Below are 14,253 nucleotides of genomic sequence, written 5' to 3'. Positions count from 1 at the left end.
TTGGCCCGGATACTGAAATGAAACATGAATTGGATATAGAACAAGCAATTGCGACAATCTCCCGCTTCCTGAAAGGAACCCTGGGGCGCACCGGCATGAACGGATTCGTCGTAGGACTGTCCGGGGGGATAGACTCAGCCGTTTCGGCGGCGCTGGCCGTGCGAGCTGTGGGCGCCCGGCAGGTCCTTGCTGTGCTGATGCCCTACACCAGTTCAGCGCCGGAGTCGGCCCAGTTAGCTCTCCAACTGGCCGACCAACTCAAGATTGAACACCGCCGGGTGGACATCTCGCCGATGATCGACACCTACTATGATATTATAGATCAGAGCAACCGACTGCGCGCCGGCAACAAAATGGCGCGCGAACGCATGGCCATCCTGTTCGACATTGCGCACGAACTCGACCGTCTCGTCCTGGGTACCGGCAATCGCACCGAGATTTGTCTGGGCTACACCACCTGGCATGGTGATTCGGCTTGCTCACTAAACCCGGTTGGGCAATTGTACAAGACGGAACTGCGGCGGGTGGCTCACGCTTTGGGTCTGCCGCAGGCTTTGATTGACCGTCCACCGACAGCCGACCTATGGGCCGGTCAGACCGACGAGGGCGAGATCGGAGTCTCCTATGAGAAGATCGACCGGCTGCTTAAGCGACTCATTGATGATGATGAAAGATCTATCTCTCATCTGGAAACGGAAGGATTCCACGCCACTGATATCAGTCGGGTGGTATCATTGATGAATCGCAACGCCTTCAAAAGAAAACTACCCGACATCGCACCGCTGGGCAAGCAAACGATCCCGGACGATGTCGTACTGGATGAATAGCGTACCGTCATGACCGACCAGCAAGGTAAACTCTACCTGGTTCCGACGCCTATCGGCAACATGGGCGACATCACCGCCCGGGCTCGCGAAGTATTGTCTCAGGTCGAGCTGATCGCCTGCGAGGATACACGACACTCCGGCGCTCTTTTGAGAAAACTCGACATCAAAAAGCGACTGATCGCTTACCATGAATTCAACGAGCGTTCACGGGCCGATCAGATTGCCCACCGCATTTCTGAAGGTGAGTCGGTGGCCGTTATCACCGACGGCGGGTCACCGGGGATTTCTGATCCGGCATACCGAGTCGTGCGGGCGGCCATCGATTCAGGCATTGAGATCGAACCGTTGCCGGGTGCCACCGCTATCATCCCGGCCCTGACGGCATCCGGCCTGCCGACCGATCGGTTTTTCTTTGAGGGCTTCCTGCCGCCCAAATCGACCGCTCGGAAAAAACGGCTTGAGAAGATCGGCAGCTTTGAGCACACCCTGGTCTTCTATGAGTCACCGCACCGTGTTGGTAAGAGCCTGGGCGATATGCTGGAAGTGTTGGGTGATCGTCGGGCTTGCCTGGCTCGTGAGATATCCAAGAAATTCGAACAATTCGTTCGCGGCAGCCTGAGTCAGCTCACCGGGCAGTTTGCCGATCGCAAGGTGAAAGGTGAGATTGTGCTGGTGGTGGCCGGGGCGGAAACCCGCAAAACACGTACAACGAATGAATGATAACCCACGATCCATCTCGACCACCAGAACGGTGGCAAAAAACTAAATCCGGTAACGAGGAGTCACACATAATATATGTTTCCTGAACTTTTCTCAATAGGACCTATCCCGGTACGTGCCTACGGACTGGCGCTGGCTTTGTCATTTCTGGCCGGTGTTTGGTATGTCAGTCGCATGGCCACACGCGAAGGCAAATCGACCGAGCAGTTTCTTACCCTCGCCTATATCCTGATAATCGGCGGCGTTGTCGGGGCTCGGCTGTCATATATAGTCTTGCATCTGGAAGAGTTCGCCGGCAATTGGGGTTCGACTTTTAATCCGTTCGCATCGGACAGCTACGGTATCGCCGGATTGAACATGTATGGCGGCGTGGTGCTGGCCACGCTGGGCGTTGTGCTGTACTGCCGATTGCGAAAGATACCTGTCCTTGACACGCTGGACTACTTCGCACCGACTGTCGGGATCGGTTTGGGGTTGACTCGTATCGGTTGCTTTCTCAACGGATGTTGTTTCGGTACCCCGACCGATCTGCCGTGGGGCGTGATGTTCCCAGGTGGTTCCATCCCCAGCTATGTCTTTCCTCACGAACACATCCACCCTTCGCAGCTTTATAGTTCGCTCTATGGTGTGGGGTTGTTTCTGCTTTTGCATTTCATGATGAAGCGCAAGCAGTTCGCAGGACAGATACTGGCCTTGTTGTTTATGATCGAGGCATTGTTCCGCTTTGCGATTGAGTATGTACGCTACTATGAAGATGCCATGTACTTCGAAGTCTTTGGTTACCAACCGACCTGGAACATGGTCGTCTCGATATCGCTCTTCGCCGTCGGCCTGGGTATATACTTTGGGCAGTCCCGGCGGACATCATCCTGAACGGAGTCGAAGGGTGGTGCGCCTTCTTCGGTCTGTCACCCGGCGAAGTCAGGTTTCGACCTACTTGTTCTTCTTTGTTACTCCGGCGCTTCTTTGTCATTCCCGACCTTCTTTGTTACTCCGGCGCTTCTTTGTCATTCCCGCGCAGGCGGGAATCCATCTTCTCAAGTGCCGTTGTGCGACCACGCGCGACGGCTACCCTCTGTCACCTTGAGCGCAGTCGATGGGTGAGGTCAGGAGTGCTACAACAATGCGCTCAGCTCAAGTTGCACCGTCGGATCATGAGTCTTTCCGTCGGTGTGTATATGAGCGTAACGTATCACCGCCCGCCAGTGCGTTTTGATTCGCGCCGAAAGCAAGGCTTTGAAATCGCGATAGGTCACCATCGATCCCTCGATTAGTTGCATTTCCTCGACAGTGATCACTACTCCCCTGCCCAGACCAGTCGTCAGTGACATAGTCAACATCTTTCGACGGTCGGAGCGGAGGCCTTTCAGCGAGAGAAACCCGATTTTGTCCCGCGATGACCGATACCATGTCGGCGACCTGTAATCGGCCATAAAATACAAGTGGCCGAACGGGGGCAGGGGGCCGAAGGCGATATCCTCGGCGCCGTCACGATCCCAGCCGGGTCCCTGACCGGGTTGGTAACGATAGGAACGAGCGGCTACCGTGATTCCGCCAGAGGCTGACACTCGATTAGACCCACGATGGGCGTGAACCTCTAGCCCCCGGTGCCTGCCATCAACGCCGACCTCCATGTAATTCCACAGCCCGAACCGTCCGGCGACCCTGAAATCGATCTCGGTGGTCGCGAGGTCTCCGGGTGATCCGTATCGTCGATAGTCGAGGTCGAAACTCAGGTCGGTCTGGCCATGAAACAGCATGCGGTGATAAAAGCCTGAGTAGTCGTCCAGCAACACCTCCGGCTGGAAACTCCCCGTGTTGAGATACCGACCGGCCAGTCGCAGGTGTGACATCTCTTCGGACAGGTCCGTGGAGTAGTCCAACTCGCGAATCTCCGTGCTGTCGGGTGCTATGAAAAGGGCGGTAAGTGACTGGTAGTCGCGTTGACGAAACCGCTGACCGAACCCCGCGACTACATACACCGGCGCCCAGCCTATTACCGTTGCGGCCAGTTCGTAGTGGGGTCTCTCATCGCTTCGATACGCTTTGCTATGACTCTGATACCATGCGTCCCCAGGATGGCTGCTGAACCAGTCCCCGAGGTCGGACCAGTAGAAAAAACGGTCGTAAAACATCGCCGAGACCTCCACATAGTCATTGAGGCCCCAGTCTACGGAGGCCGAGGCCGTCCACCAGCGTTGCACCTCCCGCCGTGAGCTCATCCGGGTACGTCGGCTTCTGGATTGGCTACTGAAGAACGCCAATTGCTCCCGGAACCAGATCGAGGCGTCGACCCGCAGATTACCCCGACCTACCAGCGGTCGGTGAAAATAGCTGAAGGCGGCATGCCGGTCGTGAATCCGAACTGATCCGCTGTTCAGCCAGCTTGCCGAGAGTCCGAAGTCGGTGCTGCGCTTCAATCCGTTAATGACGCCGTCATCTTCGGATGTCAGCCTGGACCCGCGTATTGTTTCTTCTATCTTCAACGAATCCAACCCGATCTGCCAGTTGCCGGCCGGCCTGAGATAAAACGACGGCACCGGCCATTGCAGATAACTGTCCTTGTTATAATAGAAGACCTTACCGCGCATCTGAGACAATCCAGCTCGCCATTTCTCCGATGAATACCGATACCCGGCCATGCGTTTGGGACCGTCACCCTTGTGTAGCTCAAGCTGACCACTTGGTTGATGGCCGGTTGCCCAGCGACCGTAGAAAAACTCAAACGGGATGTCCACCCCCCAACCAGCAGTCGATACAGCGAACGTGGTGCAGACGACCACGCATAGCCCCAATAGTGAACGGCTCATACTTCTCCTCTTACCTAATCAACCCGCCGCCCAAAAGGACGTCGTCGTCGTAGAATACAGCCGACTGGCCGGGTGTGACGGCGCGTTGTTTGGTATCGAAGGTAACACGGACGGTGTTGTCCGTCAAGGAGACAAGTTGCGCCTCGGCGGCTGGATGTTGGTAGCGGATTTTGACGTAGACGTTGAGGGTGTCGTCGTTAGTCGCCCCTCGACTCCGCTCGGGGAGACTCGAAGCATCATCCGGTGTGTTGTCATTGCGAGGAGTCCCGCTTTGCGCGGGACGACGCGGCAATCTCGACGGCCCGGGTGGCCCACAGCTTGCTGTGGGTTCTTCCAATGGTATCCTCCCTATCCAGTTAACACTCTCGACCGTCATCTCAGACGTCAAGAGGGCTGAATCGTCGCCGACAATCACCCGATTGTTGTCGGCGTCGATATCGAGCACGTACAACGGCGTCGGATGCGAAAGACCCAGCCCACGCCGTTGACCGATAGTGTAGTACGCCGTTCCCTCATGTTGTCCGAGAACCGCGCCTTGTTGATCGACAATATCGCCCGGTGCGGCAGGTATCTTCTGCTTGTCGTCCCAGTCACGCAGGAAACGATGATAGTCGTCATCGGCCACGAAACAAATCTCGCGCGACTCGGCCTTTTCGGCCGTCTTCAAACCATGGCGGCGCGCGACCTCCCGCACTTCCGACTTGTGCATACCGCCAAGCGGCATCAGGGTCATAGCCAGCGCGTCTTGTTGCAGACCCCAGAGAAAATAGGATTGGTCGCGTGAGGCATCGACACCTTTACGAAGCAGTAACTGTTCACCATCGCTTTCGATTTGGGCGTAATGTCCGGTGGCGATATAGTCGCAACCAAGTTCCTTCGCCTTCTGAAGAAACGGTTCCCACTTCACATTCGTGTTGCAGCGCACACATGGGTTGGGTGTGCGGCCCGCTTTGTACTCGTCGACGAAGTTATCGATAACCACTTCGCGAAACTGCCGCGAGAGATTCAGTACGTAGAAAGGTGCGTCGATGGCATCACAAATCGCACGACAGTCATTAACCGCATCCAGCGAACAACAGCGCCCGTCGCGGAACATGTCGGCGCCCACTTCTGTGTAGTCCCACAGTTTCATGTGCGCCCCGACCACGTCGTACCCCCGCTCTTTCAACAAGAGCGCGGCCACCGACGAGTCAACGCCGCCGGACATGGCAACCAGAACCGATTCAGCCATAATGTCCATCAAAAGAAAGGGCCGCAGCGCGGCCCGGATTTGTAGCGTCGGCCAATGGCATACTAAGCCTGAGTTTGTCGGTAGGTGGGCGACATGGCGCGCAGCCGTTCAATGATCGGGGGAAGCACCTCGACGACATAATCCAGGTGCCGAGCGGTGGTGGCGCGGCCGAGTGAAAAACGAACGGCCGCCTGTCCACGCTCAAGCGGTATGCCCATCGCCGTCAGTACATGCGAAGGTTCGGTGGCGCCGGAAGTACAGGCCGAGCCGGACGAGGCCGCGATCCCTTTCAGGTCAAGACTGAGTATGATCGACTCTCCCTCAGCGCCGGGGAAAGACATGTTGACCGTCTGTGGAATGCGACGTTTGCGCGGGCTGTTGACAAAACTATTGGGAATAGTCTCAGTCACCCGGTCGATAAACTCATCGGCCAGTTTGGACAGCCGTATGAAATCATCTTCACGCTGTTTCTCGGCTACTTCGAGCGCCCTGGCCAGCCCGACCGCGCCGGCGACGTTCTCGGTGCCGGGTCGCCGTTTTTTCTCGTGAGCGCCGCCGTAGAACAAAGGAGCAATCTTGACACCCTGCCGCACGAACAAAGCCCCCGTCCCCTTGGGTCCATAAATCTTGTGCCCGGTCAGGGACATCAGATCCACGCCGAGCGTTTTGACGTCAACCACGATCTTGCCGATAGACTGCACTGCATCGGTGTGAAACAGTATATCGCGCGCCCGAGTCACTTCGGTTAGCGTGGACAACTCTTGTATGGCGCCGGTTTCGTTGTTGGCATGCATCACCGATACGATGGCCGTGTTGTCCCTTACTAATTCGCTTAGTTGCTCCGCCGAGGCAAAGCCTTCGACATCGACCGGCAGGAAATCCAGATCGTAGCCGTCGTGATGGTGCAGGTATTCGGCCGGCTCAAACACGGCATGGTGCTCGGTGGACCCCACAACGACATGCTTCCTTTTTGGATACTGATAGGCCGTTCCAAGCACGGCGATGTTGTCGGATTCGGTACCGCCTGAGGTGAAGTACAATTCGTTCGGTTGACAGTTGATAATCCCGGCGATCATCTCCCTGGCTTGTTCCAGGGCAACCTTGGCGTCACGACCAAACGAGTGAGCGGAACTGGCGTTGCCGAAATCTTCGTTCAGGAATGGCAGCATGGCCTCTACTACGGCCTGGTCCACCGGCGTCGTGGCGTTGTGATCGAGATATATTGGTTCCATGTTCTCTCAGACTAATTTCATCTTCAACTGTTACGTTGTGAACAGTAAAAGAGTTGTTTTCATTGGCCCATGAAGGCGCCTTGGCCACCTTCGCTAGAAAGCATACAATATACTAAAATGCCAACGATAGTCAAAATCTATCGTCCGAGTCTTGATCCGTCGTGCATAGTCGACCCTGATCGGTCCGGCCGGCGAGACGATCTGAATGCCAGTGCCGTAGCTGTAGGCGAGGCTCCGCCAGGAAATCTCCTCTGGTTTGCGATAGCCGTTGCCCATGTCGAAAAAGATCGACTGCCACAAAGGCCAGGCGCCAAGCCACCCTTTCAGACCGGGGATGAATTGGAAGAGTTGGAAAGTATGCCAGCGAAACTCCTGGTTGAACAGGGCGATGAAATTAGCTTTCTCTAAAGTGCCGTCTGCAAGCGTTGGTCCCAGCGAGTTGACTTTGAAACCGCGAATACTGTTGGCGCCGCCGAGATAGAATCGATCTATGATCGGCACTTCCTTTGACGGACTGAACTGCTGCGTCCAGCCTGACTTGATCCGAGTGGCTGAGATCCATCCCGGCCAGACCACCTGGAAACTGGACCAACTGGCCTCGAGCTTGGTGAAATGGTTATCGCCGCCCAGAAAGCCGCCATAGAACTCCGCTCGCACATCGGTGAGGGATCCTCGGCGCGGGATGAAGATGTGATCACGACTGTCCCGACGAAGAGCCAGATAGATGTTGCGACGAACCACGATTCCCTGTTCATCTTTCAAGAACTGTACTTCATTGTCCGGAACTCCAAAAATCCTTACCGACTCATACTCGATTCCGGCCGAGGCCCGCGTCTCTCTCGTGAATTTCTTGATCGAAGACATAGCCAGCGACCAGGACTCTATCCGGTAGTTTTGCTCCGGGTCTTTCACGCCTGGTTCCCAAACGGCTGAAAGGGTCAGCGGCATGCGCGTGCCCAGAAGCCAGGGTTCGGTGAGGCGAACACGGTATACATGTTCAAGCAGGTTGACGCCGTTATCGACGCCGAACTTCAGCCCGGCCGACAAATCGTAATGACGCGATCCAAACAGGTTTCGGCCGCCAAAGGTCGATGACACATCCCATTCGATATCACGTATGTGCGACTGCCCGGCGCCGGTCTTGAAGGTGAAGAACATCGGTTTACGTTCGCGGACACGCAGTTCCATCTCCGGTTTGAGACTGTCCGTAGAGTTTTCGCTCATCACGATCGATGCAGTGCTGAAGTATCCTGCCTCCAACAGCCGGATGCGCGTATCGATAATATCCCGACGGCGGTAAAGAGCGCCGGGTTTAATCCGCGACTCTCTCCTGACCGTGTAGGCCGGATATCGTTTAGTGCCGACCGGTGTCACGGCGCCGAACGTAACCAACTCGTCACCGTCAATCTGAAAGAGCACCGGATAGGAGCCGTCCGATGAACTGGAATCCAGCACAAAGTCGACCTTGGCGTAGGGGTAGCCGTTGTTGGCGAAGATCGTCTTCATGTCAAAGGCTGCTCGGCGCAGTTCAAACAGGTTTATCGGTTTCCCCGGCTTGAGACGTTCACCGATCTTATAAAGACCGACATGCAGGTCCCGGTCGTACTCGCCGGAAAACGACTTGACACCATAGAAGCAGCGACGGCCTTCGGATATTCCGACTTTGAGATGTGCGGATGAGTCCACCGGGTCTCTGTCGACAGATTCTTCCACCTGGACGCCTAAGTATCCATTGGTAAAGTACAGGTACTTTATCTCCAGCGTGTCGCGACCGATTGATTCGCGTTGAAGACGAGTCCGGCGGTCCCCCTTTAATGTGCCCCACAGGGAACGGGTGCGCGAGTACATGCGTTTCTTGATTTCACTATCTGAAAAGTACTGGTTGCCTTCGACCGTGATCGCGCTGATGGCAGGTTTGTCACGCATCCAACGCAGCCATAGCCTCTCGTCCCTGGTGTCCGACTGGGCAAGTGCGGAGGATGCGGCCAGTATGAAGAACAGTACCAGCTTTCTCATCATCAGAATTCCCAATGAAGTTTGAGAGCCAGACGATAGAGCAAGTCTTCATCGGAACGACCTTCAAGAAGCATGTTCTTGTTAAAACGATAATCGAACCCGACTTCCTGCAAAGACTCAAATGACAGCGCCGAACTGCCGTAGACGTACAGATTTCGTGCAGTGTAGAAGCCGACTGTTACGCGCGCTTTCAAGGGATCGAACTGGCCTTGGTAGTATGGATCGATCACAAAAGTTTCCACACCCAGCCTGTTCAGGCTGCGGCTACCGATCTTTGAAATCTCGGTGCCGACCAGCCCCGAAATACTTTGCTCCAGCCTGCCCGTTGCCGTCACCGAATCAGAAGTGTAGTAGTTGGCGACTAACAGAGGGATAATCTCCTCGCGCGTGAGTTGGGATTCGGCACACGGATTGATCTCCGGCGTGTCCAGTGTCCCGATGACCTGAACGCACAGTTCGATTTCCTCACGCGTCGCTTCCTCGCCGTCGATGGGGGATTGGCTTTCACCCATGATTCGCGTTCGACCGACGATATCCAGTTGTGGATTGAGTTCTTCGTTGCCTTCGAAAATGACCTTACTACCTTGATCAATATGGAGTTTTTTGTCAAAGAGGAAACCGCTGCCGCGTACAAACTCCATTTCCCCAATGAACCGATAAACACCGTTGTCACGAACCAGATTGAGCTGGCCGGACAGCTCGGCATCGATGTCCTCGTTCTTGATCCAGTAATTGGAAGGAATGTCGATGTTCAAATCCAGGTCCCAACTGTTTTCCATGGCCAGCGCCGCCATGATAGGTGAACCTTCGCTCTCCTCGGCAAAATTGACCAGGTACTTCATAGATACCAACTCCACATTCCCGGTCACCCTGGGCGGACTATCGCCACCGACATGTAACAGCGCTTTGGCCTTGCCGGTTATGTCGTCCAGTTCGTAGGAGAGCGGGAACGGTTTGGGGATGGACACATCAACATCGTAATACAGGTTGTCCAGCGACTTGACCTGTATCTCGCCGTTGAGAAAGACCGGTTGATCATCATCAGGCCCATGAGCCTCAATCAACTCAATCGCGATTACATCGTTATGCATGGTGACACCTGCAGAATCCGTATACAGAGTGTCTTCAAGATCAAAATACTTCAGACTGGCTGCGGTAAGGAATGCTTCACCCTCCAGATTGGGCGCATCGGGCGTTCCGGACAAACTGAAGTCGGCCGCAAAGTCGCCGTCGAGTTGCTCCACCGAGGGCAGCATCAGGCTTACCAGATCGAACCGACTGTCGGTGGCCGTGAAATGTATATCCATCGGTCGGTCCGGGAAGCGTTCTGTCGCTTCTGATGTAAAGGCGAGATTCATGTGCAGATATCCATCGGCCCGGTACCTGCCGGGGTTGGATAGAATCGTTATACTGTCGATGTCCAGCCGGCCGTTTCGGTACTGTGCGTCCACGGCCAGATCGCCCAGGACCAGTTGGCGATAAATGAGTGAATCCATGGTGGCCCGGAGGTCCAACTGTGGTCGATTGAGATTCCCGCCGACCTCCACTTCGCACGACAGGCGTCCCTCGAAGGGCAGTTCTTCATCGAACAGGCTTATCCAGGGACCGGCTGGGACCTCCTCGGCGAACACTGTCAGTTGCAGTGACTCATCATAACCGGCGTACCCACGAACGGCTATTACCGAACCGCTGTCGGCGATGGCCGTTTGGCGAAACTCAAAACCGGTTGAATCGATTCCAATCTGCAGAGCCAGCCGGTTGTGGTAGGCCACTTCGAACACTTGAAGGGACAACGTATCCAGGTCGAGTCTCATCGGATAGTCACCATAGTCAAGATGCCCACCGGTGGTGATCGAAGAATAACTGTTGTGAAGGTAAACGCTATCAAGCTCCACTTGCTGAGAATCCAGGCTTAGATGGCCGTAGCATGTATCGTAAGGCAAGCTGTAGGACTCGCCGTCGTAACTATGAACTTCGACAAAGCCGTCGCGACCGTGCAGGAATTCTCCAATATCGAAATCGGCCAGAAAGTCACGACTGAAAAAACCGTACAGCCACAGGGAATCGGATTCGAAGCTGCCCTGCAAATCAGGATCGGCGGTCCGGCCGCGCAAGGTTGCTTTTGCCTGCGCCCGTCCGGCTGGCCGGGCGATGAATAGCTTGCCCTGATACCGTTCGAGATTGGGTAGGTCGGCTTCAACCTTCAGGTCGATACTATCTTTGTACTCCACCCGTCCGGCCAGTTCCAGTCTGTTTTCAAAGTAGTCGAACTGAAATCCCTGTCCAAATACAAGCGAGTCTCGTGTGACAACCAGTTCTCCGTCGGCCCGGTGGAAATGGTACTCGTGAAATTCCGAATCAAACAGTTCGGTCTCTATCCGGAGAATGAGTTCTTCTTTGCGAAACGATTCGCCCCGTAAATCGATCCGACCGTTCAATGACGAAAGGTAGGCGTTCTTAACCAGTTCTTTGAGGTTGAAGTCCCGGATGTCGGCTGTCAGACGATATTGCTGCGGGCTGACCGAAAAATCGATCTCGCCTGAGCCGTCCACGCTGCATGTTCCAAGTATGGTCCCATAGAGGCTGTCGAAGTACAGTCGCTTGTCCCGATAGCGAAAGTCGGCATGGAGATTCTCAAACGAGGCCGGTCTGAGTTCTCCGCCGAGATTGACACTTCCGCTGACACCGCCGTTCTTCAGTCGCACCTGTCCGTTGAGATCAAGAACACCCTTCAGGCGTCGTTTGGTGAACGAAGATAACTTCTCCAGATCGGCATTGTTGATGTCGAAATCGATCAAGGCTGAGATAGGATCGGCGGTGGTGAGATTACCGTTGAGTTTCAGATGGGTCTTATCGGATTGCAGCAGCAGGTTCTCGAACATGAGTTGCCCGCCACCGTATGTCAACTTGCCGCTGAAGGCATCGAGATGTAACAGCGAGTCATCCGATCCGAACTCAAACTGATTGACCTTGACGCCGTAAGTGCCACCCGAGGACTTCAACTCCAGCACCAGATTGATCCGTTCGACCTCAAGAGTATCGTTCTTATCTATAATCCTCAGCGATGCATCGTTCAGACTCAACATCTCCACAGCGAAATCCGGCGATGAAACCTGACTGGAGTCCGATGACACCGGCACCTGGGGGAGCAGCCAGTCGCCCAGGCTGTCGCGAACCAATGTGACCCTGGCTGAATCGACAAACAAGTATTTCAGGAGAAAATTGCGATTCCATAGGTTGGATATTGCATATCCGGTGGTGACGCGGGGAATGTCGGCCATCAAGTAGCTACGGAGCGAATCGACATATCGGACTTCGACATTATCAAGAACGATCCCGCTCCAGATGTCCCCGGATACCTCGCCGACACGAGCCTCCAGGTGATACCTGTCATCCACCATCGCCGACAAACGACTATTGATAATAGATTCCAGGCCGTCCAATGCAAATAGATAGATCAGAATACCAGCCACGCAGACAATGCCCAGGGCAAGGAGGATGACGGAAATCTGTGCGAGGCGTTTCAGCATGAGCCGTTAATCCTGTCCAGCATTGATACCGCTGTCCGGTATCCGGTCGGGGCGGTCTCTTTGTGGTCTTCAATAATTCTACGAATCAGATCGGTATCGGCTCCCACATTTGATGCCCCTTTCAGGTGTGAGTGCAGTTGACGCGGCCTGTTGTCGATAAGCAAACTGGCTACCACGGCCAGTTCACGATCCACAGCGGTCAGGCCGGGGCGGGAGAGCACCTTGCCGTAGCCCTCTACTATCATCCAGCGGAAGACCTCAGGAGCTACCGATTCGACATGCTCTCGTAGTGGTTCAAAGGAGTCGCCATAGACACGCTCACATAGGGCCATGCCGTTTTGGTACCAGCGGTGGGACTCGTCTGTAGTCACCGCTTTGGTTTGCGGGGGCATGCAAACGTCTGAAAAGCAGCCGGCCAGGTGTTCGGCAGCCAGCAGCATTCGGGGGAAACCGAGAAAGAGGTACGACTGCAAAACAATCTCATAGAATCCACTGTGGCCGACCGAGTGATCCCGGCCCAACCGCACGGCCCTATCAAGGCACGGCTCATCGGCCAAGGCGATGGCTGCGGCGTATCCGGCCAGCGATCTTGAGACAGCATCCTCCCCGGTACGAAACGAAGCTGCCCAGCTAAGAAACTTCTCCGGATAAACGGTATTATTCATCCCTTGTAAGTTAGTCAAGGGAGAGTCGTATGGCAATATTGAATTACGGTCCGAGGCGCTCCAACTGCTTTTCAAGCAGCATCATGGAACGTTTCAAGCGTTGAACTTCACGGTAGAGTTCTTCTCGGCTCAGTCCATTGGTAGCGTCGACCTGACGGCCAACGGCGAAATCCCCCACTGTCGCCAGTTCGCGTTGTCCGACGTTCAACTTGACATAGTAAGCCCGCTGATGCCGGATGAAACCCAGTTCGATAGCACCGCCCGGCGGACAGAGCCTAACCCGATCCATGAGTTCAAAAGCAGAGTTGATCGGCGTTTTGTCGATAGAGAACAACAGGTCCCCTTTGCGCAAGCCCGAAGCGGCGGCCGGTGACTTCCCCACTACTTGCGTGACGATTGTGCCTCTGTCTACGATCACTTGCCGATGAGCCCCGGATGAGGCCAGTTGGTAGGGTGCCGACAAAGCGATCCCCGGTGAAATCTCGATATCAGCTGTGGTGATACCGATATAGCCGGCCCGTCGATCGCCGCCGGTGAGAAGTTCGTAGACGGTGGAGGGAAGTTGGTGAGCCGGGACAGCCAGCCCGGTTTCGGAGAGCCTTCCCTGACCGAATCCGCCGATCACCACACCCAGCAGACGTCCTCTCAAATCAAACACGCCACCTCCGACCGTGCCGGGTGTTATTGCCGCCGAGAATTGCATAGAACCGTCAGGTCGCGAACCGGCGCAGAAGCCGAGCGTAGCGCAGGCGTGCAAACCATAGGCGTTGCCGACGGCCACGACCATTTGGCCGACACAGGTATGACGGTCGGTGAACCTCGACGGTTCTCCTATCGGCCTATCCAGGGACAATAGGGCCAGCCCGGTGTGGTAGTCGATACCTACCAATCGCGCCGGCAGTTGTTGATCTTCGAAATTGACTAAAATCCGATCATACCCGGCCACCGTCGATGCCGCTACCAGGATATGTCCGGCGCTGTCGATTATCGTTCCGGACGAAATCAGGCGGTGCACAGCTTCATCGGCCGCCCCTTCAAGCATATCTCCGGGGACCGATCGGGAACTCTCGACTGTCACTACTGAACGAGATATGTCTCTGATCAGATCACTCAGGCTGCTCTCCAGCGAGACCAGGGAGCTGTCGGCGGCATGGGAGGACCCGGCAAAAAAGACCGCCAGAAGACACACAACGGTCCGTCCGGCGGTTAGAGGTAACAACTT

Annotated in this window: 10 protein-coding genes; 3 read left to right on the top strand and 7 right to left on the bottom strand. The window is 55.3% G+C overall.

The window, feature by feature from the left end:
- The first annotated feature begins 17 nt into the window (after nt 1–17).
- The 3 genes from OEV49_12095 (at nt 18) to lgt (ending at nt 2,420) form a co-directional block, all read left to right on the top strand.
- Complete coding sequence (locus OEV49_12095; GenBank protein MDH3891817.1) at nt 18–827, top strand: NAD+ synthase; 810 nt, start codon at nt 18–20, stop codon at nt 825–827.
- 9 nt (nt 828–836) lie between these two features.
- The gene (gene rsmI, locus OEV49_12090) at nt 837–1,547 is read left to right on the top strand and encodes a 16S rRNA (cytidine(1402)-2'-O)-methyltransferase (GenBank protein MDH3891816.1); all 711 of its coding nucleotides are present in this window, start codon (nt 837–839) and stop codon (nt 1,545–1,547) included.
- A gap of 75 nt (nt 1,548–1,622) precedes the next feature.
- Nucleotides 1,623–2,420: a prolipoprotein diacylglyceryl transferase gene (lgt, locus tag OEV49_12085; protein ID MDH3891815.1), complete on the top strand. Its 798-nt coding sequence runs from the start codon at nt 1,623–1,625 to the stop codon at nt 2,418–2,420.
- 242 nt (nt 2,421–2,662) lie between these two features.
- Here the strand turns inward: lgt and OEV49_12080 are convergent, their stop codons facing one another.
- The 7 genes from OEV49_12080 to OEV49_12050 form a co-directional block, all read right to left on the bottom strand.
- A complete protein-coding gene (locus tag OEV49_12080; protein ID MDH3891814.1) occupies nt 2,663–4,357 on the bottom strand; it encodes a hypothetical protein in 1,695 nt (564 codons plus the stop codon).
- Nucleotides 4,358–4,367: 10 nt separating this feature from the next.
- Nucleotides 4,368–5,588: a tRNA 2-thiouridine(34) synthase MnmA gene (mnmA, locus tag OEV49_12075; GenBank protein ID MDH3891813.1), complete on the bottom strand. Its 1,221-nt coding sequence runs from the start codon at nt 5,586–5,588 to the stop codon at nt 4,368–4,370.
- 62 nt (nt 5,589–5,650) lie between these two features.
- Nucleotides 5,651–6,820 carry a cysteine desulfurase gene (locus OEV49_12070; protein MDH3891812.1) on the bottom strand — a complete coding sequence of 390 codons (1,170 nt, stop codon included), beginning with the start codon at nt 6,818–6,820 and terminating at the stop codon, nt 5,651–5,653.
- 93 nt (nt 6,821–6,913) lie between these two features.
- Nucleotides 6,914–8,839 carry a BamA/TamA family outer membrane protein gene (locus OEV49_12065; protein MDH3891811.1) on the bottom strand — a complete coding sequence of 642 codons (1,926 nt, stop codon included), beginning with the start codon at nt 8,837–8,839 and terminating at the stop codon, nt 6,914–6,916.
- Complete coding sequence (locus OEV49_12060; protein MDH3891810.1) at nt 8,839–12,366, bottom strand: translocation/assembly module TamB domain-containing protein; 3,528 nt, start codon at nt 12,364–12,366, stop codon at nt 8,839–8,841. Before OEV49_12060 ends, OEV49_12065 begins: the two co-directional genes overlap by 1 nt.
- The gene (locus OEV49_12055) at nt 12,360–13,049 is read right to left on the bottom strand and encodes a carboxymuconolactone decarboxylase family protein (protein ID MDH3891809.1); all 690 of its coding nucleotides are present in this window, start codon (nt 13,047–13,049) and stop codon (nt 12,360–12,362) included. Before OEV49_12055 ends, OEV49_12060 begins: the two co-directional genes overlap by 7 nt.
- A 25-nt stretch (nt 13,050–13,074) precedes the next feature.
- Complete coding sequence (locus tag OEV49_12050; protein MDH3891808.1) at nt 13,075–14,220, bottom strand: S1C family serine protease; 1,146 nt, start codon at nt 14,218–14,220, stop codon at nt 13,075–13,077.
- Between the last annotated feature and the right edge of the window lie 33 nt (nt 14,221–14,253).

The organism is Candidatus Zixiibacteriota bacterium (assembly GCA_029860345.1).
In the GTDB taxonomy this organism is placed as follows: Bacteria; Zixibacteria; MSB-5A5; order GN15; family FEB-12; genus JAJRTA01.
The sequence above is the reverse complement of the archived record's forward strand: the minus strand, read 5'-3'. Positions and strand labels throughout refer to the sequence as shown.

Coding starts and splice junctions, on each gene's coding strand:
- rsmI (MDH3891816.1), top strand. CDS start 837: ATGACCGACCAGCAAGGTAAACTCTACCTGGTTCCGACGCCTATCGGC.
- OEV49_12065 (MDH3891811.1), bottom strand. CDS start 8,839: ATGATGAGAAAGCTGGTACTGTTCTTCATACTGGCCGCATCCTCCGCA.
- mnmA (MDH3891813.1), bottom strand. CDS start 5,588: ATGGCTGAATCGGTTCTGGTTGCCATGTCCGGCGGCGTTGACTCGTCG.
- lgt (MDH3891815.1), top strand. CDS start 1,623: ATGTTTCCTGAACTTTTCTCAATAGGACCTATCCCGGTACGTGCCTAC.
- OEV49_12080 (MDH3891814.1), bottom strand. CDS start 4,357: ATGAGCCGTTCACTATTGGGGCTATGCGTGGTCGTCTGCACCACGTTC.
- OEV49_12060 (MDH3891810.1), bottom strand. CDS start 12,366: ATGCTGAAACGCCTCGCACAGATTTCCGTCATCCTCCTTGCCCTGGGC.
- OEV49_12095 (MDH3891817.1), top strand. CDS start 18: ATGAAACATGAATTGGATATAGAACAAGCAATTGCGACAATCTCCCGC.
- OEV49_12070 (MDH3891812.1), bottom strand. CDS start 6,820: ATGGAACCAATATATCTCGATCACAACGCCACGACGCCGGTGGACCAG.